18 protein-coding genes and 2 pseudogenes are annotated in these 22,607 nt (G+C 38.0%); 14 read left to right on the forward strand and 6 right to left on the reverse strand.

Annotated features, from left to right (window positions below):
- Window positions 1-116: 116 nt before the first annotated feature.
- Window positions 117-1,337, forward strand: coding sequence for an MFS transporter (locus tag BQ6100_RS02240; protein ID WP_075980184.1), 1,221 nt, complete (start codon window positions 117-119; stop codon window positions 1,335-1,337).
- 140 nt (window positions 1,338-1,477) lie between these two features.
- Here BQ6100_RS02240 and BQ6100_RS02245 read toward each other — a convergent pair whose 3' ends face one another.
- Complete coding sequence (locus BQ6100_RS02245) at window positions 1,478-2,446, reverse strand: sugar phosphate isomerase/epimerase family protein (RefSeq protein WP_075980185.1); 969 nt, start codon at window positions 2,444-2,446, stop codon at window positions 1,478-1,480.
- Window positions 2,447-2,640: 194 nt separating this feature from the next.
- On the opposite strand from BQ6100_RS02245, the pseudogene BQ6100_RS02250 reads away from it, so the two are divergent.
- A pseudogene (locus BQ6100_RS02250) lies at window positions 2,641-3,219 on the forward strand (LacI family DNA-binding transcriptional regulator); the annotation flags it as partial.
- 144 nt (window positions 3,220-3,363) lie between these two features.
- Here BQ6100_RS02250 and BQ6100_RS02255 read toward each other — a convergent pair.
- Window positions 3,364-4,599 (reverse strand): IS110 family RNA-guided transposase, encoded by a 1,236-nt coding sequence (locus BQ6100_RS02255; RefSeq protein WP_075980186.1) that lies wholly within the window; start codon window positions 4,597-4,599, stop codon window positions 3,364-3,366.
- Window positions 4,600-4,966: 367 nt separating this feature from the next.
- Here BQ6100_RS02255 and BQ6100_RS20910 point away from each other — a divergent pair.
- The 6 genes and pseudogenes from BQ6100_RS20910 to BQ6100_RS02285 form a co-directional block, all read left to right on the forward strand.
- Window positions 4,967-5,380: pseudogene (locus BQ6100_RS20910) on the forward strand (substrate-binding domain-containing protein); the annotation flags it as partial.
- Window positions 5,381-5,412: 32 nt separating this feature from the next.
- Complete coding sequence (locus tag BQ6100_RS02265; RefSeq protein WP_075980188.1) at window positions 5,413-6,420, forward strand: Gfo/Idh/MocA family protein; 1,008 nt, start codon at window positions 5,413-5,415, stop codon at window positions 6,418-6,420.
- 245 nt (window positions 6,421-6,665) lie between these two features.
- A complete protein-coding gene (locus tag BQ6100_RS02270) occupies window positions 6,666-7,661 on the forward strand; it encodes a Gfo/Idh/MocA family protein (protein ID WP_141770131.1) in 996 nt (331 codons plus the stop codon).
- 313 nt (window positions 7,662-7,974) lie between these two features.
- On the forward strand, window positions 7,975-8,955 hold the full coding sequence (locus BQ6100_RS02275; protein ID WP_075980190.1) for an ABC transporter substrate-binding protein: 981 nt from the start codon (window positions 7,975-7,977) through the stop codon (window positions 8,953-8,955).
- A gap of 103 nt (window positions 8,956-9,058) precedes the next feature.
- Entirely contained in the window at window positions 9,059-10,549 is a 1,491-nt protein-coding gene (locus tag BQ6100_RS02280) for a sugar ABC transporter ATP-binding protein (RefSeq protein WP_315970004.1), read from the forward strand.
- Entirely contained in the window at window positions 10,527-11,600 is a 1,074-nt protein-coding gene (locus tag BQ6100_RS02285) for an ABC transporter permease (RefSeq protein WP_235816471.1), read from the forward strand. Before BQ6100_RS02280 ends, BQ6100_RS02285 begins: the two co-directional genes overlap by 23 nt.
- A 779-nt stretch (window positions 11,601-12,379) precedes the next feature.
- On the opposite strand, the gene BQ6100_RS02290 is transcribed toward BQ6100_RS02285, so the two are convergent.
- Both BQ6100_RS02290 and BQ6100_RS02295 read right to left on the reverse strand, forming a co-directional pair.
- Window positions 12,380-12,559 (reverse strand): hypothetical protein, encoded by a 180-nt coding sequence (locus BQ6100_RS02290; RefSeq protein WP_075980193.1) that lies wholly within the window; start codon window positions 12,557-12,559, stop codon window positions 12,380-12,382.
- 43 nt (window positions 12,560-12,602) lie between these two features.
- The gene (locus tag BQ6100_RS02295; protein ID WP_075980194.1) at window positions 12,603-12,932 is read right to left on the reverse strand and encodes a MerR family transcriptional regulator; all 330 of its coding nucleotides are present in this window, start codon (window positions 12,930-12,932) and stop codon (window positions 12,603-12,605) included.
- 281 nt (window positions 12,933-13,213) lie between these two features.
- Between BQ6100_RS02295 and BQ6100_RS02300 the strand changes: the two genes are divergently transcribed.
- The 4 genes from BQ6100_RS02300 (at window position 13,214) to BQ6100_RS02315 (ending at window position 17,433) form a co-directional block, all read left to right on the forward strand.
- Complete coding sequence (locus BQ6100_RS02300; protein ID WP_075980195.1) at window positions 13,214-14,485, forward strand: ammonium transporter; 1,272 nt, start codon at window positions 13,214-13,216, stop codon at window positions 14,483-14,485.
- Window positions 14,427-15,497 (forward strand): DUF294 nucleotidyltransferase-like domain-containing protein, encoded by a 1,071-nt coding sequence (locus BQ6100_RS02305; protein WP_235816472.1) that lies wholly within the window; start codon window positions 14,427-14,429, stop codon window positions 15,495-15,497. The genes BQ6100_RS02300 and BQ6100_RS02305 overlap by 59 nt, the downstream gene beginning before the upstream one ends.
- On the forward strand, window positions 15,494-16,228 hold the full coding sequence (locus BQ6100_RS02310; RefSeq protein WP_075980196.1) for an exonuclease domain-containing protein: 735 nt from the start codon (window positions 15,494-15,496) through the stop codon (window positions 16,226-16,228). Before BQ6100_RS02305 ends, BQ6100_RS02310 begins: the two co-directional genes overlap by 4 nt.
- A gap of 179 nt (window positions 16,229-16,407) precedes the next feature.
- Window positions 16,408-17,433: a threonine aldolase family protein gene (locus BQ6100_RS02315; RefSeq protein ID WP_075980197.1), complete on the forward strand. Its 1,026-nt coding sequence runs from the start codon at window positions 16,408-16,410 to the stop codon at window positions 17,431-17,433.
- A 45-nt stretch (window positions 17,434-17,478) separates the two neighbouring features.
- Here the strand turns inward: BQ6100_RS02315 and BQ6100_RS02320 are convergent, their stop codons facing one another.
- Entirely contained in the window at window positions 17,479-18,402 is a 924-nt protein-coding gene (locus BQ6100_RS02320; RefSeq protein WP_075980198.1) for a DUF4405 domain-containing protein, read from the reverse strand.
- A gap of 395 nt (window positions 18,403-18,797) precedes the next feature.
- Window positions 18,798-19,874, reverse strand: a complete 1,077-nt coding sequence (locus BQ6100_RS02325; RefSeq protein WP_075980199.1) for a Gfo/Idh/MocA family protein — start codon at window positions 19,872-19,874, stop codon at window positions 18,798-18,800.
- Window positions 19,875-20,092: 218 nt separating this feature from the next.
- Here BQ6100_RS02325 and BQ6100_RS02330 point away from each other — a divergent pair, with 218 nt between their 5' ends.
- Together BQ6100_RS02330 and BQ6100_RS02335 are read left to right on the forward strand one after the other, a co-directional pair.
- Window positions 20,093-21,877 carry a sensor histidine kinase gene (locus BQ6100_RS02330; RefSeq protein ID WP_075980200.1) on the forward strand — a complete coding sequence of 595 codons (1,785 nt, stop codon included), beginning with the start codon at window positions 20,093-20,095 and terminating at the stop codon, window positions 21,875-21,877.
- A complete protein-coding gene (locus tag BQ6100_RS02335) occupies window positions 21,852-22,586 on the forward strand; it encodes a LytR/AlgR family response regulator transcription factor (RefSeq protein ID WP_075980201.1) in 735 nt (244 codons plus the stop codon). Before BQ6100_RS02330 ends, BQ6100_RS02335 begins: the two co-directional genes overlap by 26 nt.
- Window positions 22,587-22,607: the final 21 nt, after the last annotated feature.

Raw genomic sequence — 22,607 nt, forward strand, 5'->3', positions numbered from 1 at the left:
TTCTTATTGACACTTAATTGTATATTTGATATTTTTAAGCGGCTTATCAACATATTTTTTAATAGATTATATACATATTTGATCTATTTGTTCGTTTTATTAAGGAGGAAAATAATATGGGCACAAAGAGCATCAAGGCTCAATACACAATCAAGTATTCTGGTGTTCATGGTTTTTACTGGTCGGTTTTTTGCAGTAGTGTTAGTTTTGCTGCAGTGTTTTTATTATCGAAGAATTTTAACAATAGCCAAATAGGTATGGTACTTGCCATTGCTAACATTCTTGCAGTCATACTACAGCCAATTGTAGCTGCATTTGCTGATACAACAAAAAAAGTATCAATGAAAAATCTTATAACAATTTTTGTGGGATTGGCAGCATTTTTTACGTTAGCCCGATTTTTCGTACCTGATGGGATTTGGATGCTTGCCGTCGTTCTAATCTTGGAGCTTACCATCCTGTTTACATTGCAGCCCTTGGTGAATTCACTGGGGATGCAATTAATTAATAAGGGAATTGCTATCAATTTCGGCCTTGCTAGAGGCATTGGTTCTGTGGCATATGCAATAACCTCTTATCTTTTAGGGGTTGTAGTGGTGTATTTCGGTGCGGACTCTCTTACGGTTATTTCACTAGTCTTATATATTTTGCTAGGGATAATAATATTTACATTTACGAAGAAGCCACTAACTAATATTAAGCGTGAAATTCCAAGTATAGGAGGTTCCGAGAGTAAAAAACTAATAGAAAACAAGAAAAAGGGGAATCTGGTTTCTTTTATTACACGTTATAAGAGATTTTCAGTTTTGATTTTTGCCATTGCACTTACCTTTGTCTCCCATACAATGATTAATAATTACCTGATACAGATTACTGAGAATGTAGGCGGTAATACGAAAGATATGGGGATTGCTACAGGAATTGCAGCAGTTATTGAACTACCAGCAATGATTTTATTTGGATATTTGGTGAAGAAATTCCGTTGCAGCTCAATTCTAAAATATTCCCTATTCTTCTTTATGATTAAATCGGTGGTCACAGTTGTTGCAACAAATGTATGGATGCTATATGCAGCACAAATTTTTCAATTTGGTGCCTATGCCCTTTTTATTCCTGCCTCTATTTATTATGTTAATAGAATCATAGCAGAAGAGGATTCGATTAAGGGTCAGGCTTTTATGACAAGCGGAATTACATTAGGTGGAGTTGGAGCAAGCCTTCTCGGAGGATGGCTATTAGACGGACTAGGTGTCCATGCCATGCTATTTGCAGGAATGGCTGCCTCAATCCTTGGATTTGTAATCGGATTATGGTCCACTGAGAGAACAGAAATTTAAGGAAGCAGGGGACGGTTCTCTGCTTCCGAAAAATGCCTTTAATATATAGGAAATTAGTAATAAATAGTTGGCAGTTGGAAGCAAGGAACCGTCCCCATGCTTCGGAAGCAAAAGAACCGTCCCTGTGCTTCGCCCATGCTTCAAGTCCACCACATATCTCCGGTGGGGTCTTTGGTTATTATCGGGTTGAGGTTTTGGACTGCTTTTGTAAAGCCTTCGTTTATGGACATTAAGCCATCTTCGTGTTCGATGCTTACTACATAGTCATAGCCATAGAGGCGGAGTGTGCTAATGATATCAGCCCATACTTTCATATCGTGACCAAATCCGACCGTGCGAAAATACCAGGCACGGTTTTTCATATTGGCATAAGAGGTCATATCCGTTAGACCATTTCGATTAATATTTGTTTGATCCATGATCGTGTCCTTCGCGTGGAAGTGGTGAATGGCATTCTCGCGACCCAAAATTTTGATGGCTTCTATTGGATCAATTCCTTGCCACCACATATGACTGGGATCCAGGTTTGCGCCAATTGCCGGTCCACATGCTTCTCGAAGCCGAAGGAGAGTAGCAGGAGTATGTACGGAAAAACCGCCGTGCAATTCCAGTCCGATTTTTACGTTTATTTTTTCAGCGAAAGCTGCTTTCTCCTTCCAATAGGGAATGATTTTCTCCTCCCATTGCCATTTCAAAATTTCCTGAAAATCATTTGGCCAAGGAGCGACTGGCCAATTAGGATATTTTGCGTCTTCATGGTCACCTGGACAACCTGAAAATGTATTTACAACAGGGATACCGAGCTTACTTGCAAGCAGCACCGTTTTGTTGAGAAGTTCATTTGCCTCCTCGGCAATTGGCTTTTGCGGGTGAAGGGGATTGGAATGGCAGCTCAATGCACTGATGGTTAGCCCTCTTTTTGTGACCTTTTCTAAAAATTCCTTTTGCAGTTGTTCCTCGGCTAATAATTCATCCACCTTACAATGCGCATCTCCCGGATAGCCTCCAGTCCCAAGTTCTACAGCCTCCACTCCTTTTAAAGCAACATAATCTAGCATTTCATCCAGTTGTTTATCAGAGAACAAAACGGTAAAAACCCCTAATTTCATATAGGTACCTCCTAAATAGAAGAATGTAATCCATTACATTTTTATTATTAATTGGGGTAAAACATTCGGAATATATTATTAGGAATATTGTTTGGTCCAGGAAAATATCTTAAATTAGGGAATTTTTTTTACATGAATAATTTTGTAATCGATTACAACTATATCCAATATTTATTATGAAAGTGTGGAGCTTGATGGCCAATATTCAACAAGTAGCTCAAATAGCAGGTGTATCTGTTGCAACAGTTTCAAGAGTCCTTAATAATGTATCATCCGTAAGTCCAAAAACGAGAATGAAAGTTGAAAATGCGATCAAAGAGCTTAATTATGAACCCAGTATGTTAGGGAGAAATCTTAGAAACTCTGAAAGCCGTCTTTTGCTCGTTTTAATTCCTAGTATTTCAAATCCCTTCTACACAGAAATCATCAAAGGTATTGAAAATGTTGCGATAATGAACCACTACAATATCCTTCTTTGCGAAACAGACTCTGATCCACATCGGGAAAATATTTATTTTCTCATGGTAAAAAACAAACTGGCTGATGGTATTATCTCGATGGACCCAGCAGTTAATAAAGAGAAGCTAAATGAATTAGCTGAAAACCATTCGATTATCCTATGCAGTGAGTATGAAGAAGGAGGTTCCATCCCCTACGTCACCATTGATAATGAACTTGCCGCGTATCATGCCGTAAAACATTTAATTAAACTAGGAAACAAGAATATTGCCCTCATAAATTCTGATGAGAGATTTTTATATGCCCGCCAAAGACCTGCGGTAATATGTCAACCAAAAGATAATTAGTATTTTGTTATCAAGAATCAAAATTTCAGAAAAAAGGCAGCACTAAACTAAACCAGTAATAGTTTGTTAATTACTGGAATTAGTGAAAAAGGATGAATTAACGCTTATGCGTCATTTATTCACGCTCCTTTTCGGCGTGTAAATTTGGTGATTGCGTAGTAGCGCATCTACCAAACGCACTAATTTTCTTGCAGTTAGAACGAGTGCTCTTTTGTGTTGATGTTTCGGTACTTCCTTGTACTTTTTCTCGTAGTACTCTTGGTACTCGGGTATATGCTTTCTTACTGAGTTGGCGGCTTCAACTAAGTAATATCTTAGATATTGGTTCCCGTTGCGAGAAAGGGAAGTATCATCTGCGGTAAAGCGTCCAGATTGGTGTTTTCGCCAGTAAAGGCCACCATATTTGGCTACTTTTGTTTCATCTTCAAAGCGTTCGATTTGGCCAATTTCAGCGATAATGCCAGCTGTGAAGACTGGTCCGATCCCAGGAATGGATAGAAGAGTCTGTCTCTCTTCTAGGCCAACCATGATGCGTTCAATTGCCTTTTCAATCTCCTTCACTTGTTTTTGAAGGGTTCGAATCACTTCAATGGATGTGCCAAGGAGAACGTCAATGGAATCTTCGACTACCTTGTCTAAGCGATAGGAAGAACGTACAGCTTTTTTTATGGATTTCGCCACGCACTCTGGGTCATTAAATCGATTTTTCCCTTTTTCCTGAAGAAAATGGGCTAAATCTTCTAATGGCATTTCTGCTAGTTCGTCTAGGCTGAACTTTTCGGAGAACATTTCCATCATGGCGTTTCCGAATACAGATGAATCCACTTCTAGTGAAAAGGTATTACACTTATAACTCAAATGTTGTAAGAAATGTTGTTTTTCTCTAGCCACTTGATGGATAAGTTGGTAACGTGAGCGAGTTAATTGTTGTAAAGCAATATACTGTTCTTCTTTCACCACGGACATGGAGTTACGTCCGAAACGAAGATAATCAGCAATAACGAACGCATCAATTTCATCCGTCTTATCCATATCGGAATAGCTTTTCTTAAAGTTAGCAATCTGTTTGGGATTCATGACAAACACTCGGGCTCCCAAAGCTTTAAGAGATTCATCGTTGTGTAGGAACATCGATGGATGAAAGCTATAGACGGACGTGGATTCCAGTCCAATTTTTAACGCTTGAATGGTTTGATTTTTGGTACATTCTAAAATACGATCTCGGAGTTCTGTTGCGCCAGGTAGATCGTTACAGACAGAAAAGGATTGAAGTTTCTCTCCTTCATCGCCCAAAATACAAACCTTAATATCAAAAGAACTAATGTCTAAGCCAACAAATAATTTCATGGGGTGTCCCCTCCTTTCAAATTAGAATCATAGGTACATTTCTAGGATGCCCTGAGATATCTCTAGTGTGAACGCCGACCAGCAACCTCGTGTATCAGAACTTGCCCTGGTTCGAAAGCCGCCCTAGAGCTACTACCATCTAGGTTCGAAGAACAGGGAGAACAGCCTGCGAGTAGGAAGCACCGCACGAACACTGAGAAACAGTCTTTAAATGTGGTTAAGCCCACAGGGGGATAAAGAATTGTCCCAAATGATCCTAATCTCATTATCTAGAAATATCTCGGGACACCCAAGAAATTTGATTTATTTTGTACAGGAAAAGTAGGGATTACGGTCCTCAAATAAAAGGGACTAAACATAATATACGAGGAGGAATGGCTATGAAAGGGCATTACAAGAGTTTGATCTTCCAATAAGAAGGGAGTGGATCATACACACCAAACAGCTAGAATTTGAGAATGGTGTTCATGCAATGAGAAAGCTGCTTCTCCTAAAAGAGAGGCCATCAGCGGTTTTCGCTGTTTCAGACACATTAGCTATTGGAGCATTAAAGGAGATCAATGGAAGTGGGTTAAATGTACCTGAGGATATAGCAGTGGTAGGTTTTGATAAAATCAGCTTTTCAAATATGACAAATCCAACATTAACAACTGTAGCCCAGCCAATGTACAAAATGGGAACCATTGCTGCCAATATGCTAATAAATAGTATTAAAGGAATGAAAGTGGAAAGTATTGTCTTGGATCACGAACTGGTAATTCGCGAGTCTTCCATGGGATAGAAAAAATGAGAATAGGTGGAGGGGTGAGAACAATGGGAATCAACGTAGGAATCATTGGATGTGGTTCAATAGCCAAGTTTCGTCATGCACCGGAGTATAAGGCCAATCCGTACGTTGATGAGATTGTCTTTTTTGACCGTGAGTTGGAGAGAGCAGAGGTGCTTGCAAAGGAATTTGGGGGACGTGCGGTCAAATCATTGGAGGAGCTATTACAGGATCCAACGATAAACGCAATTAGCGATTGCTCATCCAATGAAGCACATCATATCAATACTTCTCTAGCTTTGCTAAATGGAAAGCATGTCTTATGCGAAAAGCCTTTAGCAATTAATGTAGAATGTGCTGAGAAAATTCTTGAGGCCCAAGCGAAATCTGGTAAAAAATTAATGGTCGACCATAATCAACGATTTACAAAGGCTCATCAAAAGGCAAAGGAAATCATTGATAAGAAAGAACTAGGTGAGGTGCTGACTTTTAAAACAACCTTTGGCCACCAAGGACCGGAAAGCTGGGGAGTCGTTAAATCGAATGCTACTTGGTTTTTTAAAAAGGAACGTTCTTATACCGGTGTAGCTGGAGACCTCGGCATTCATAAGATTGATTTAATTCATTACTTATTAGATGACGAAATTGAACACGCCCATTCTTTTTATGGTGCGCTTGATAAAGTGGATGAAAACGGAAATCCCATTGATGTTTGCGACAATGTTGTTTGTGCGTTAAAAACCAAAAAAGGTCGGATAGGAACGGCAGCATTTTCCTGGACTTATTACGGATTGGAGGATAATTCCACGACTATTTATTGTCAAAAAGGGGTAATCAAAATTTATCATGATCCGAAAAGCCAGCTAGTTATCGAAATGAAGGATGGATCAATCGTTAAATATGAGTTAGAGCCAATCCAAACAAATGATAGCCAAACAAGCACCGGTGTGATTGATTTATTTATTGAATCTATTATCGAGGATAAGGAGCCGCTGGTTACTGGACAACAGGCATTAGCTGCTATTCGGGTGATTGAAAAAATACTAGGTAAGTAATAAGTACCAAGTTCTAAATATTTTATCACCTTTAGATTCATTTATATTAAACAAAGTGAATATATAATAGTAAATCCCCATAATCAATGATGACTCAAATGGAGAAAAATGTAATGGATTACACCATTTAATCATTCATGATTCTGTTACTATTTGATTACTTGTTTGAAGATGTAATCAATTTCGCCTTTCAGCTTTCTTATTAAAAATTTTTAGTTTAAGAGGGGAGGGTGGAAGGAGAAATTATGAAGAACATTGGGCTAGTAGGCTTCGGTTTTATTGGAAAGACACATTTCCATGCATACCAGAAGATTGAAAATGCTAGAGTGACGGCCATCTGTACAAAAAATCCAAGGAACACTCCATTAAGTAATTACGAGGGAATCTATGTAACAGACTATGATGATTTATTAAATAATAAAGAAATTGACCTCATCGATATATGCCTGCCTACCTATTTACATGAAGAATATATTATTAGGGCTGCCAATGCTGGGAAGAGTATCATTTGCGAAAAACCGTTAACCTTATCTTTAAAGTCAGCCAATCGTATCCTTGAAGCGGTTCAAAAAAATGATGTAGAACTATTTGTTGCTCATGTATTGCGGTTTTGGCCGGAATATAAAGTCATCAAAACATATTGTGAAAGTGGAAAACTAAAAGACATTGAACTAATCACTGCGAAAAGACTAGGTCAGTCACCAAAATGGAGCAGTTGGTTTCAATACCCGGAAAAAAGCGGAGGTGCGCTATACGACTTACTTCTGCATGATGTAGATTTCCTTTTCTTTTTACTTGGTGAGGTAGAGTCCGTCTATGCAGTAGGAATAAAGAATAAATACGGGGCGTGGGATCATGTCATGTCAATTTTATCATTTAAAAATAATACCAGGGCTTATGTAGAGGCTTCCCAGCGAATGCCAGAGGGATTTCCATTTACCATGTCATTGAGGGCACAAACGACAGACAATCTATTAGATTTTCAGATTATTGCTGGTGAAAATATTGAAAATAGGAATACACATAGTTCAAAGTTCATTTACTACTCCAAGGAGATTAAGAAACATATCAAGGTGGAACAGGAGGATCCTTTTCAAAATGAACTATCCTATTTTGTTGATTGTATAGAGAATAATCAAGTCAATCAATTGATTCCTTTGGAAGATGTATTATATTCCCTAAAGTTATTAAAGGCTATTGAAACTTCTTTGGAAACAGGGCAAGAGATTCGGATGAATTAGCTGGAAATGGACTACGTTTTCTCTTAATTGATTGAGGAGGCTGCCAACGTGTTAGTAGGTCACTATTTTGAGTAGGAGAGTAAGAAATGATCCTGGTAGGATACATAGCCTAATTAAAATTAATAATGATATGCCCTTAGAATTAAAGGATAGAGAACAAATTGAATCTATTAACAAAAAATGAAAGCGTTTTTAAGGGGGGGTGCGCTTTTTATGGTCCCTTTCAATAGGCTGAAGGATGAAATCGAATTTTTCCAAGGCTTCAATTCTATTTAATATAGATTCATAAATTTATTCTGAGGGGGTAAATGGAATGAAAAAGGCATTATCATTCTTACTGTTACTTTTATTGCTTACGGTAACTGTTCTTAGCGGATGTAGTGATTCAAAGACGCAAAGTGATGATTCTTCAGGTGAAAAAGAAAAGGATACGAAAAAGCATAAGATTGGGATTCTTGCACCTGCTGTAACACATGGCTGGGTGGCGGCAGTTGCCTACCATGCAGAAGCCCGTGCAAAGGAGTTAGGTGACGAGATTGAATATAAGATTCAAACAAGTAGTAACGCAGAAGAAATGACATCCCAACTTGATGATTTAAAGACATGGGGTGCTGAAGCAATCGTTGCTTTCCCTCAATGGGAAGGGATGGAGGTACCTATCCAGCAGGCAAAGGATGAGGGCATCAAAATCGTAAACTTTGATATTAAGATTGATGTTGATGGAGTGTATCGGGTAGCAGGCGATAATAAGGATATGGGAATACAGGGGGCAAAATATATTGTAGACAAAATTGGTAACAAAGGAACAGTGGTCATGCTAGAAGTGCCTTCTTCAGGGTCAGTTTCGGAACTGAGAAAAGAGGGATTTGTTGAAACAATGAAGGAAATTGCCCCTGATGTGAAAATTCAAACCTATGCAACACAGTTTACTAGAGAAGATGGGCTAAAGGATTTTTCGGATATTTTAACAAAGAATCCTAAAATTGATGCCGTGTATTCCATGGATGATGAAACCTCAATCGGTGTTCTTCAAGCCATCAAAGAGTCAGGAAGAAAGGATATTAAAGTGGTCACTGGTGGCGGAGGTATGCAGGAATACTTTAAGATGATGCCTGAAAATACGGATATTTGGATTGAGTCTGCCCTCTATAGCCCAGCAATGGTGAAAGATGCCGTTGATATCGCATTGAAGCTATTAAAAGGGGAAAATGTAACGGAAGAAACCATTATTCCTACGACCATTGTAGATAGAGATAATTATCAGGATTTCCTTGATGATGGTTCACCATATTAATTGACCATTTTAGCTGAATGAACATGGAAGTAAATGAGGGGTTATAGCTAAGCTGTAGCCTCTCTTTTAGCAAATGTCTGGATGTGATGACATGATTTTAAATATGAAAAATATTAAAAAATCCTTCGGCAACCACGAGGTGCTCAAAGATGTATCAATCTCGTTACAAGGCAGGGAGATATGTGCCTTACTTGGGGAAAATGGAGCGGGAAAATCGACATTGATGAACATATTAGGTGGGATCCATCAAATGGATTCAGGGGCTATTATCTTGGATGGAGAAGAAGTAGTATTTAGTAACCCTAGACAATCACAGGAGGCTGGAATTGCCTTTATTCATCAGGAGCTAAATCTAATTAATGATTTGCCAATTTTTGAAAATATGTTTCTCGGCAGAGAGCTGAAAAATAAAAGAGGAAGACTTGACCTTGAAAGAATGATACATGAAACAAAAAAGTTGTTCGAGCAAATGAATGTCGACTTAGATCCTAAAATGATGGTGCGTGACCTAGATGCCTCCTACAAACAGATAATTGAAATATGCAGAGCGATGATGATGAAGGCGTCGATTATTATTATGGATGAACCGACAACCTCCTTAACAGAGCAGGAAATTGACCGCGTCTTTGCAATGATGCGAACAGCTAAGGAGAACAAGGTGGGTATATTTTTTATTTCTCATAAGCTGAATGAGGTTATGCAGGTTTGTGATCGATTCGTTGTTCTTCGAGATGGGGAGTTGGTTGGAGAGGGAAATGTGAGAGATACAACGGTTGATGAGCTGGCCCATTCTATGGTCGGATATGATGTGAGAACGGAACCGCTCCTTCGAAGGAAAAGGCTAGGGGATGAAGTTTTACGCGTAGAGGGGCTTACATCGAACGCTTTTCGAAATATTAGTTTTTCAATAAAAGCAGGTGAAATTCTTGGAGTGACTGGACTATTAGGTGATGGACGAAGTGAGCTTTTTCAGTCTATTTTCGGAGCTGAAAAAGCATCAGCTGGTAAAGTTTTTTTAAATGGAAAAGAGGTAGTTTTTAAAAGCACCATGCAAGCCATTAAGGCTGGGATTGCTTATCTTCCAAGAAATAGGAAAGAAAATGCGATTATTAAGGATATGAATATTATTGAAAATGCCTCGATTGCGACATGGTCTAAACTTTCAAAACATGGGGTGATTGATGCCCGCATGCATGAACAGATTTTTGCAAAGCAGCAGGCTGCTCTGAAAATAAAGATGGGAAAAATGACGGACAGTATCAATAGTCTGTCAGGCGGAAACCAACAGAAGGTTATCCTAGCAAAGTGGCTTTCGACAGAACCCAAACTGCTGATTTTAGACAACCCTACCCAAGGGGTAGATGTGGGGGCGAAGGAAGATATCTATGATATTATCCTACGCCTAGCAGAGGAAAACATTGCCATTGTCGTGCTTTCCAGTGAAGGTCAGGAAATTATCCGCATATGTGATCGAGCACTTGTTATGTATCATGGAGTCATTCAAGGGGAAGTGGAAGGTAGTGCCATGAATGAACAATTCATCATGAGCCTTGCTACAGGCGGACAACTGAATGAAGCTGGAGGGGGGACATAAAATCATGCAAATGGGAACGGTTAAGGGCAATCATAATGTAATAGCCTGGATAAGAAGAAAATGGGCAAATGACGCGCTGTTTAGTACAGCAATCGCTTTTATTATTATGGTTATATTGCAGACATTGGTTTTGGGGTTTAATTATGATTCCTTTGGAAGTTGGTTTGATTCTTGGATAAATAACTGGATTAATTTATTAAGAAATAATGCAGGTGTTGGAATCATTGCCCTTGGGATGACCCTTGTTATTATGACAGGGGGCATCGATTTATCGGTTGGCTCTACTTTGGTAGCAGCAGGTGCCTTTGGGATGATCCTTCTTGATACGGGTGCAAGGGGAATACTAGGATCGCTCGGATTAACAGGTGCACCTGCCTTTATCGTAACCATCCTATTGGTTGTAGTAATGGGGTACTTGTTGGGATTAATAATCGGCCTGACGATTACAAAAGGGAAGACGCCACCATTTATTGCAACTTTAGGAGCAATGATGATTTTTCGAAGTCTTACTCAGCATTTTATGCAGGGGTATAATCCGACAGTTCCAAGTGAGTTTTTGCGAATCTCCAGTTTTAACATTGGGGGATACATGGTTATGCCTATCGTTTATTGGGCTATTATCACTTATATACTTTATTACGTATCCAAACGGACAGTTTTGGGAAGGCAGATTATTGCTGTGGGTTCAAATGAAAAATCGGCTAGGCTTTCCGGGGTTAATGTGGAAAAAGTCAAGGTACATGTATACGCTCTAATGGGTGTTTTAGTTTCTATTGCGGCCATTATCCAAGTTTCACGGATTGGATCTATGGATTTTGCAAATGCCGGAAGAGGAATAGAAATGGATGCCATTGCAGCGGCAGTCGTTGGTGGAACCAGTATGAGCGGTGGTAGAGGATTTATTATGGGAACCGTCTTTGGCATGTTGATTATAGCCGTAATGAATAATCTCTTAAACCTATTCGGTGTTCCCCCTTTCCTACGAGAAGCCTTCAAGGGATTTATCGTCATTTGTGCTGTGCTTTTGCAGAGGAAAGAAAAAGAAGCATAGGAAGCACAAGGGGAGCGGTTCTGTGCTTCTGGAAGCAGGGGACGGTTCTGTGCTTCCTAAGAAGGGAAGCAGTGGGAAGCAGGGGGACGGTTCCGTGCTTCCTAAACCCCACAAAGACAGGGAAAGCTCTCTGATTCCTATACAATTCTTTCGATGCACAAAAAAACAATTTTAAGGAAACGGTCACATATGGTGGAAATGTGGAAATGCCCCCATCTATGCATCTTGGGACGGAATCATTTCCCCATGCTCTGCTAAAAGCCTCATAAAAGGTAACTTCAAACACCACAAAAAAAGATATCCGCGAAAATTTTGATTTATCCGCGGGGTTTGAAGAATATATCCGAGCTGTGTTTTTCGGGGCTTTATTGGGATACCAAAATGAAAAAAAGTACTCACTTTGGTAAATAAAAAATGAAAAGGGGAGTACTTTTTTAATTGCTAAGGTTGCAATCAGAGAAACTTCCACTAAGTCTTTTTCGTTTATTAATAATTTGCATAGATGGAAGCAGAAAAACGCCTGCTTAGCTTCTAAAGTGGAAAAAAATAATGTTTGAGATGAATTCCTGGCCACATAATCCATTGAAACCCTTGAAAAACTGAAATGATAAACCCCACAATAACAGATATCCGCGATAATTTTGATTTATCCGCGATAATTTGAATATATCCGCGATTTTTTCCATATATCCGCGATTATTTGAATATATCCGCGAGAATTGCCATTTTATCCGCGATGAGGATTTTCTAGCTTTATAGAGATACCTATTATGTGTTAATCACTCACTCTGGCGAATGAAAATGCCAAGGTGAGTGTTTTTTTGTAACGTATGGACTCTACAGACATGTGGTGCCAGATACATTTTCAAGAAGGAAGCAAGGAGAATCGTCCCCCTGCTTCGGAAGCAAAGAACCGTCCCCCTGCTTCCCCTTGCTTCGTCCCCCTGCTTCGGAAGCAAAGAACCGTCCCCCTGCTTCCCCTTGCTTCGTCCCCCTGCTTCGTCAAGGTCTCTTTTGTATACCGAATCGGGCGTTAATTTGACCTTGGATCATTTCCTTGCGAGCTGCATTTTCATCGAGTTTCTGCTTTTTCTTCTTCATTTCTTGGCGGATTTCATAGGTTTGAAATCCATCCTCTAGCATTTCGGCGATATTCATTAATGTTTCAATGTCGGAAAATGAATATTTTCTTGTTTTTCCATTTGTTCTTTCTGGAAAAATCAATTGTCTTTCCTCATAATAACGGATTTTCCTTTCAGAAAGTCCTGTTAATTCACATACCGTTCCAATCGTAATTACTTTTTTATCTTTATAAGAAGATGAGTCTGCCATGCTTTCACCTCACTAAAGTATATGAAGTAAATCATTAATTGCATTTCCAAGGAGATATGTTTGATAATTTTACGTTAAATGTTATTAAATATTACATCAATTATAACATATTCAGCTCGAAATGTTGTATGAATTTTCAAATTCTTAATAAAATGGGCTAAAATGTCTATAGATAACTAAAAACCACGTTAGAAAACCTTACATAATTGTTGTTGAGAGATTTTCTTACCAGATATAATGGGAACAACAAAAATATCATTTTCGAAGGAGTGGATGATTAGATGGATGTTGCAGTATTAATGGATAACCTTTGGGTTATTGTTGGTGCGATATTAGTCTTCTTAATGATTGGCGGGTTTATTTTACTCGAAGCAGGATCGACTAGAATGAAGAACGCAGGTCATATTTCAGGGAAAACCATTTTCACAGCTGGTATTGGATCATTAGTTTTTTGGGCAGTCGGTTATGGATTTATTTATGGGGATGGAAATGCAATCATTGGATTATCAGATTTCTTTTATGGTGATACCTCAACAGTTGAGGAAGGATTGACTCCTGCTGTAGATTTTACGTTTCAAGTAATGTTTGCATTAGTTTCTCTGACAATTGCTTTTGGCGGATTTGCCGAACGAGCAAAATTATCTGCCTATGTAATTTTCGCGGTTCTTTTCTCAGCATTTGTTTACCCGGTTGTTGCCCATTGGATTTGGGGAGGCGGTTGGTTATCAGAACATGGGAAACAAGATTTTGCTGGATCAACGGTTGTTCATTTAACGGGGGCAATGGCTGCAATGGCTGCAACACTTGTGTTAAAACCACGTATTGGAAAATATAATAAGGATGGTTCATCTAATGATATTGCTGGTCATAACCAAGTATTCACTGCTTTGGGTGTTCTACTATTATGGGTAGGCTGGTTTGGATTTAATGCTGGTAGTACTTTTGGTGTTACAGATGGATTCTTTGGATTTGTTGCATTAAATACTCAACTAGCGGCCGCTGCTGGCGCTGTTGCTGCTATGGCGACTGCTTGGATAGTTACTGGAAAAGCGGATGTTCCAACAACATTAAATGGTGCATTAGCTGGTCTTGTTGCAATCACTGCCTCTTGTGGATTTGTTGAACCTTGGGCAGCAGTAGTCATCGGTGCTGTTGGTGGAATTATGGTATTCTTCAGTGTTAGGATGTTCGACAAGGCTAGAATTGACGATCCTATTTTTGCTTTATCCGTCCATGGAACTGTTGGTGTTTGGGGTACACTTTCGAATGGATTATTTGCAATACCTTCTCTATCAACGGATATTGATTGGGGGCAAGCTGGATTATTCTACGGCGGTGGTTTCCACCAATTAGGTGTTCAGGCATTGGGCGTTGTAGCTTCTGGACTCTATGCCTTTGTTGTATCATTCATTATTCTAAAAGTAATGGATCTGGTCATGAAGGGTATCCGTGTATCAGAAGAAGAAGAAATTATTGGCCTGGATTTAAGTGAGCATGGAAGCTATGGGTACCCTGAAAGTATGCCAGAGCATAAAGGGAGAGCAGGTGCTTGAAATGGTTGTCACAAGCCATTCAGAAAACGATGAGCTTGATGAACAGATGAATCACTATTTTGAAATAAGACAATTAAGAAATGCTCATATTCATAAGGTTTGGGATGATCCAATAGCTCTTAATCAGTTTCATGATACGTTAATAAAGGCAACTGTTCAGAAAGCAATTAAGAAAATAGAAAGTGAGTTTGGGGCTGCCCCTGCTCACTTTACTTTCTTTATTATGGGAAGTGGTGGAAGATCTGAACAATCGATTTGGAGCGATCAAGATCATGGCATTATTTTTAAAGGGGAAGAGATAATTAAACCCTATTTTTTAACATTAGGAAAAGAAATCTCTCAAGGACTATATGAGGTTGGTTACGAATTTTGTGATGGAAGGGTTATGTCGTCAAATCCAAGATGGTGCCATTCAATGAATACCTGGAAGGAGCAAGTTATCAATTGGCTAGATGAGGCAAGCTGGGAATCTCTCCGCTATTTTTCTACCTTTTTTGATTCAAAAGTAATAATAGGGGATGATCAGGATTTATTGGAGTTAAAAGAAATGGCATTGGAAAAATTGAAGGGAGAACCGTTACTCCTAAACCGTTTATACGAAAATATAAGTCATATAAAAAAAGGGATTGGAATTTTAGGTCAGCTATTACCTAATACGAAGGGGAAGGAAACGGGCAGTATTAATATAAAGGAAGTAATATTCTTCCCATATGTAAATTCCCTTCGATTGCTCTCAATTAAAGAAGGAATCTTGGAACCGTCAACATTAGCACGCTTCCAACAATTGCCTGATAGCTATAGCAAAATAAAGGTTTATCAATATTCATTTTTAAGATTATTACATTTAAGGCTTTATTATAAAAAGAATGCCAATAGTTATGAAGATGTTCACTTCCTAGATATTCATACTTTAAAAAAATCAGAAAAGCATGAGCTCAAGCAAATAATGAAAAATGGATATAGGCTTCTAACTGAGACGAAAGAGATTATTCATAAAGGGTGTTCCTCATGAACATGAATCAGATGGTTCACTTTGTTAGGCAATTATCTGGAAGACTTAGCCCGAGCATGTATACATCAATATCGAATCAAACAGATGCAGCAAGTATAGCTTTTCTTAGACAGCTGCAAAAAGAAATAAAAAACGAAGATGTACTTAAAATTCCTTTTTCTGAATTAAAGGTGATAGTTTTTGATTTAGAGACTACAGGTTTTTTTCCGCACAAAGGCGATAGGATATTATCTATTGGTGCAGTTAAGTTGGAAGGTGATCAAATCCTAGAGGATGAAACCTACTATTCCTTAGTGAATTGCAACACCCAACTATCACATGAAGTGAAGGAATTAACAGGTATATGTGAAGATGACCTTGCTAAAGCACCTCCTTTGGAGAAGGTGTTAAAAGAATTTTATCAATTTATTGGCACCTGTCCACTTGTTGCTCATCATGCTCATCATGAAAAAAGCTTTATGAAATATGAAACTTGGAAAACACTAAAAATAAATTTTCAGCATCGGATTATGGATACATCTTTTCTCACTAAGATTGTAGAGCCGGAAAAAAGGCTAATAACCTTAGATGATTGCTGTAAACATTATGGTATTCGTATTGAAAAAAGACACCATGCCTTACATGATGCTGTAGGGACAGCTAAGTTATGGACAGAAAGTGTTCGTCAAATCCAAAATTTAGGATATGAAAATCTATCGGAAGTATATTCTTATTTAGCAAAAATTCGCTAAGAAAAAGTAATTGTGTACAGTTATCACTATTGTATCCAATTGCTTTTTTTATTCAGAGAATTTCAATCCAAATAAAAATGAAGAACCTGAAACCATACTATTTTGAAAAAATAATGATATGATGAGTTTGCGATAATAATAGGGTGAGGAATGACCCATTTTTTGACGGAGGCTAGCTTATGTACAGCTTTAAGAATGATTATAGCGAAGGTGCACATCCAAGAATATTAAATGCTTTACTTAAAACCAATCTCGAGCAAGAGGAAGGGTATGGGGAGGATCGATATTCTCAAGAAGCAATAGAATTATTAAAGGATAGGGTTGAACGAAAAGATGTTGATATCCATTTCTTGGCGGGAGGGACACAAACCAACCTAACCGCTTTATCAGCCTTTTTAAGACCTCATGAGGCTATAATAGCCGCTAGTACTGGTCATATACTCGGTCATGAGACGGGTGCTATTGAGGCAACAGGTCACAAAATTATTTCGATTCCTGTAGATGACGGAAAACTCAAACCTGTTCTTATAAAAGAGGTGCTTGAGGCTCATACTGACGAGCACATGGTTAAGCCTAGGCTTGTATACATATCAAATTCGACCGAAATAGGTACTATATATAAGAAACGGGAATTGGAGCAGCTAAGTGATTTTTGCAAAGAGAACCATCTTTTGTTGTATATGGATGGTGCAAGGCTGGGATCTGCTCTTTGTTCTGACGAAGGTGATCTTAAATTAAGTGATCTCCCCTCACTAGTGGATGCCTTCTATATTGGAGGAACAAAAAATGGTGCCTTAATAGGTGAGGCGCTGGTCATTTGTCGTGATACTCTAAAAGAGGATTTCCGATACCTTATGAAACAGCGAGGTGCTATTCTTGCAAAAGGGAGGCTGTTAGGTATACAGTTCCTTGAGCTTTTTCGAGACAATTTATTCTTTGACTTAGCAGAACATGCTAATAAAATGGCAAAATTACTTAAAAATGAATTAAGTAAAGAGAATATAGAGTTTTTGACCTATTCGCCATCTAATCAAATTTTTCCTATTTTACCGCTATCATTAATAGAAGCACTTCAAAAAAGATATTCCTTTCTTATTTGGGAGAAGGTTGATACTGACACCTTTACCATTCGATTGGTGACTTCTTGGGCAACAAAAGAAGACCAGGTGTTAGCCTTTATCGAAGACTTGAAAAAGGAAAAATAATTTGTTCTGATGTTTAGTTTAAGGGAAAAGGAGACTTCTTTTCCCTTACACATTTGTTGTGGTTTCTAACTTTGCTTGGCTTTTTTTACGTTTAAATTGAATAATCAATTTGTCTAAATAGTAAACGACAATAATAAAAACGGACATGATGCCAGAATATTCAATAATGACACTTAACGCGTTAGTATCTCCGGAATGTCCATTTTCCCCTTTGAACCCACCTCTTAGGTGATCAGTTTTCCCAAACTGACCTCCTTCACGGAAATTCCCCTCTGAAAAGTTTGGTTTTTGGAGTGGATGATCTCCCTTATCTAAATTTTCTTCAGAGAAATCCGGTCTTTCAAAGTGACCATCTCCACCCTGAAAACCATCATTTGGAAATTGTGAAGTGGATAAATTAAATATTCTTGTCGCCCCCTGTAGCTGCACGAAAAAATTTGTTGAGTACATTTGATAGACTCCAAAAATGAATATTGCAGCTGTAACAATTCTTGTAAAAATGGCAGCGTACCGTCTTGGTGTTTTGAATCTTATCCAATTTTTAAAGACATTCATTATCCATTTCCAATGCAAACCAAGATGAGCGGCTACAAAAATGAGAACTAAAAATGAAATGGAAATATGCGTAACTTTAAACCAATGTTCATTTCCAATATTAATATTCGGGAAAACCACTCTAGAAATAAGAATGCCGCTAATGATAATAAATGCCATTGAAATCAATAATAAGATGTTTAATAGATAGCCTAACTTTGTTTTAAAGGGTAACTTACGATCAAACAACCTAACAGATACTTTTTTTACCCATTTCCAATTGAGGAGCACATGGGTGAAAAATATTGCTGCTATTGCTAATCCTGCCATTTCATGAAAGGTTAATCCACCTAAAACACGCTTATTAAAAAATAATACAAACGTAACGGCCATTAAAATGTCTAATCCGAACTTTACATACGTTAGCTTTATCAACTTTTATCCTCCTTTTTATGAAAAAAAGCTACTTCTATTAATTAATTGTTGTGCAGGAAAACGAGTATGCCTATCCTTATAGAAACTTCTATTCATCCAAGTAAAACATCATCTTTTTCTTATTATCAGTCTAACTATCATATATGAAAAATTAATGTCTAATCTTTTAAAAAAATAGAAACAATCCTTGAATAGGTTAGAAAATGTTGATTTCGAAATGAGGGAAATATAAGGGATATAGAAGGGAAAAATGTTGGCAAATAAAAAGGCTTGAAGTCTTAAGATAAGACCAAGCCTTTTTCATTTTGGGATTTGATTGGGGTGTGGGTATCGTTTTATCCTTGAACGGTAGGAGTGTCTTTGTAGTGTCAGGCTCCTGATTGGGGTCAACTCTACTATTCTAAGATTATTTTTCTACCTTCCTTAGCTGATAATCTTATTGCATCAAGTACTTGCTGGATTCTCTGGCCATCTTTGAAATCAGCAAGATAAGCATGTTTTTTTCCAGAGATAATGGTTTCATAAAGGGCATCTAGCATTCTATGAAAAAAATTATAAAAACGAGCAGCTGCCTCAGGCATTGTCGAAGGAGCTGTTAGTTCCGGGGCTAATGGAACATCTTTAAATGATTCATCTTCATATGAAACAAAGACTTGATTATCATCAAGCATTACAAGTGTTCCTTGTTTTCCGAAAATTTCCAAGCAGAAGTTGTTCTTGACCTTACGTGCGGCCGAAACTAGTTCCATAGAAACCGTAGCACCATTTTCTAATGTACCAATTACTTGAAAGGCATCATCTGCAGTACGATACTCAACATCACCATCTGCCCCTACCTGTACAGGAATATGAATAGGTAGATTAGCGAATACCTCTTTAAACTGGCTATTTAGCCACCAGTGAAGTGAATCTATCATATGAGAACCAATGGCTCCAAGCATTCCCCCACCTTTCTCCTCTTTAGCTAACCATCTCCGTTTATTTGATGTCAGTGAATTGTAGTTAGGAAAAGTACAAGAATAACGGACATGCATAATCGTTCCTAGGTTGCCGCTATCAAGAATTTCTTTTACCTTTGTCCGAGCAGGTAGGAAACGAAACTCGTGGTTGATTAATCCAAATCTTTTGACCCTATCCCTTTCCAAAATCATTTCCTCAGTTTCTTTCTTATGTAAGGCCATCGGCTTTTCGCATAAAACATGTAATCCCTTCTCGTAAGCTGCGAGTACCATTTCCCGATGTAAATTGACCGCAGAGGCTACGACAACTAAATCTAATTGCTCCATTTCAAGCATAAGTCGCCAGTCGGTGTAAACATTCTGAATGCCGCTTGTATTTCTTGCTTCTTCAATATTTCCCCTAGTAACGCTTGCGATAGCCACGACTTCGAAGCCATCATGGTAACTAATCATGGGTGCATGAACCTTGGCGCCAAATCCAGTACCAATTATTCCAACCCTAATTTTTTGCATTTCTCTCATCTCCCATCTAAGCTTCATAATCTAATATTAAATGGTAATGGAGAGTTTTGCCAATTTTAAGGTGCGCAAATTCGGATATAGTCGCTTTAAATATTACCCCTTTCTGAATTTTGAAAATTTATTATAATTAAGTTTATAGGAAGAGAATGAATCTCAATATAATTTTGATTTTATTAGGGATGGGAATTTAATATGAGGGATGAGATAAGATGTTTAATTTAGTTCCATTAATGCTTGAAAAAGTGGGCATCATTGTTATTGTCGCGTTTTTACTGTCACAAATGAAATCATTTCGTCAGATAATCAAAAGAGATCATAAAACAAATGAGAAAGTCATGCTCATACTGTTATTTGGAACCTTTGGGATTATTAGCAATTACACTGGAATCGAGATTGAGCATAATACAATTAATAGGTCTGCATGGCTCTCCGAAGTAAATTCTGAGAGTGCAATTGCCAATACAAGAGTGATGGGAATTGTTATTGGTGGATTACTGGGAGGTCCTTTAGTTGGAATAGGGGCGGGCGTTATGGCAGGGGTCCATCGATATTTACTTGGAGGTTTTACTGCATTTTCCTGTTCTATTTCTACGATTCTAGCAGGAGTGGTGGCTGGATATTTAGGGAAAATGAGAGAAAGGAAGGGAAAGAAGGTCACTGGGGCTTTTGTTGTTGGGATTGGAATGATGCTTGAAGCAGTACAAATGCTGATAATCCTTGCAACTGCAAAACCATTTGAACAAGCATGGGCACTCGTTCAGGTTATTGGATTACCTATGATTTTCGTTAATGGATTTGGAACGATGCTATTCATGTTTATTATTCAATTCATTAAACGCGATGAAGAGCGCACTCGTGCTAATCAAACAAACCGCGCCTTTTTTATAGCAGATCAAACACTACCATTCTTTCGTCAAGGATTAACCACTCATTCCTGTAAGGAAATTTCTAATATTATGCTTAGACTAACAGATGCAGATGCGGTAGCAATTACAGATGAACACCATGTACTCTCCCATGTTGGTGCTGGCTCAGATCACCACCTTCCAAAGTCAAAGCCTGTGACATTTTTAACAAGAAGAGCCCTGCAAAAAGGAGAGATTTTGGTTGCAAAAACAAAGCAGGAAATCTATTGTATTCAAAGTGATTGTCCCATCCAAGCTGCGATTGTCCTCCCGTTAAAGGTAAAGAATAAAATTGTCGGGACGCTAAAAATGTATTATACAGACCCCGAAAAGCTAGATAAGGTTCAGCAACAGTTAGCTGAGGGGCTCGCTAATTTATTTTCAACACAGTTAGAGCTTGCAGAGGCTGAACGTCAGGCTAAGCTATTGAAGGATGCAGAAATTAAAGCTTTACAAGCTCAGATTCATCCTCATTTTTTATTTAATAGTATAAACACGATTTCCGTTTTGTGTCGAACGGATGCTGAAAAGGCACGAAAATTACTCTTTGAATTAAGTTCTTTTTTTCGTGGGAACCTTCAAGGCGCTAGACAAATGCTAATTCCCCTTGAGAAGGAACTTGAAAATGTAAAATCATATCTCACCTTGGAGCAAACAAGATTTCCGGAAAAGTTCCATATCTCATTTCAAATGAAACCTAACCTTGAAAAGGTGCTAATTCCACCGTTTACCCTTCAACCATTAGTTGAAAATGCAATAAATCACGGGTTCCCTCGAAGGAAACATAAAGGGGAAATTACTATACAGATATTTTCAAAAAACGACCTATTGCAAATTGTTATTAATGATAACGGAAAAGGTATCTCTGATGATAAAATAGAATTTCTTGGTAAGCAAGTCGTAGAATCTGTAAAAGGAAACGGTACGGCGATTTATAATATTAGTGAGCGACTTAAAGGAATATACAATGGTCTAGCACGATTTCATATTAATAGCCAAGAAAACATAGGAACAACTATAACCATTTCTCTCCCTCTTGAAAGTAAAGGAGTGTATGACCCATATGCTGAGAGTTTATTTAGTGGATGACGAGCCATTGGCTAGAGATGAATTAAAATATTTACTTATTAGAAGTAGGCAAGTAGAAATCTTAGGAGAAAGTGATTGTGTAGAGGATGCAATGGTTGATATTCTGAAGCTGAAGCCAGATTTAGTTTTTTTGGATATTGATCTAACCGAGGACAATGGTTTGAACTTAGCAAGACAATTAGAAAGATTGGACCGAGCTCCAGCAATTGTTTTTGCAACTGCCTACGATGAATATGCTTTACAGGCCTTTGAGTCCAATGCGATTGATTATATATTAAAACCCTTTGATGAAAATCGTATTCATAAAGCATTAAAGAAAATATCAAAAATTCTTAACATGGGTGATCATAAAGTTCACCATTCTCCATCCATCAAAAACCCCAATGGAAAAATAGCTGTACTTGTAAATGACAGAATCATCCTGTTAACCCATGATGATATCCTTTACCTTGAATCCTCTAAAGGAAAATGCACAATTAAAATGATGGAAAAGGAATACCAAGTAAGTGATCCACTTGTTATTATGGAGAAAAAGTTGAGCAATTCCCATTTTTTGCGCGTTCATAGAAGTTATATTGTGAATATAGATCAAATAGCGGAAATAGAGCCTTGGTTTAACTCAACCCATAATTTAATTATGAAAAACGGCTCAAAGGTTCCGGTTAGTCGAACATATGTAAAAGAATTAAAGAACATATTAAATTTCTGAATGTTTTGTATTTTATTGGCA

The sequence above is a fragment of the Bacillus massilinigeriensis genome, assembly GCF_900117315.1.
Taxonomy (GTDB): Bacteria; Bacillota; Bacilli; order Bacillales; family Cytobacillaceae; genus Bacillus_BE; species Bacillus_BE massilionigeriensis.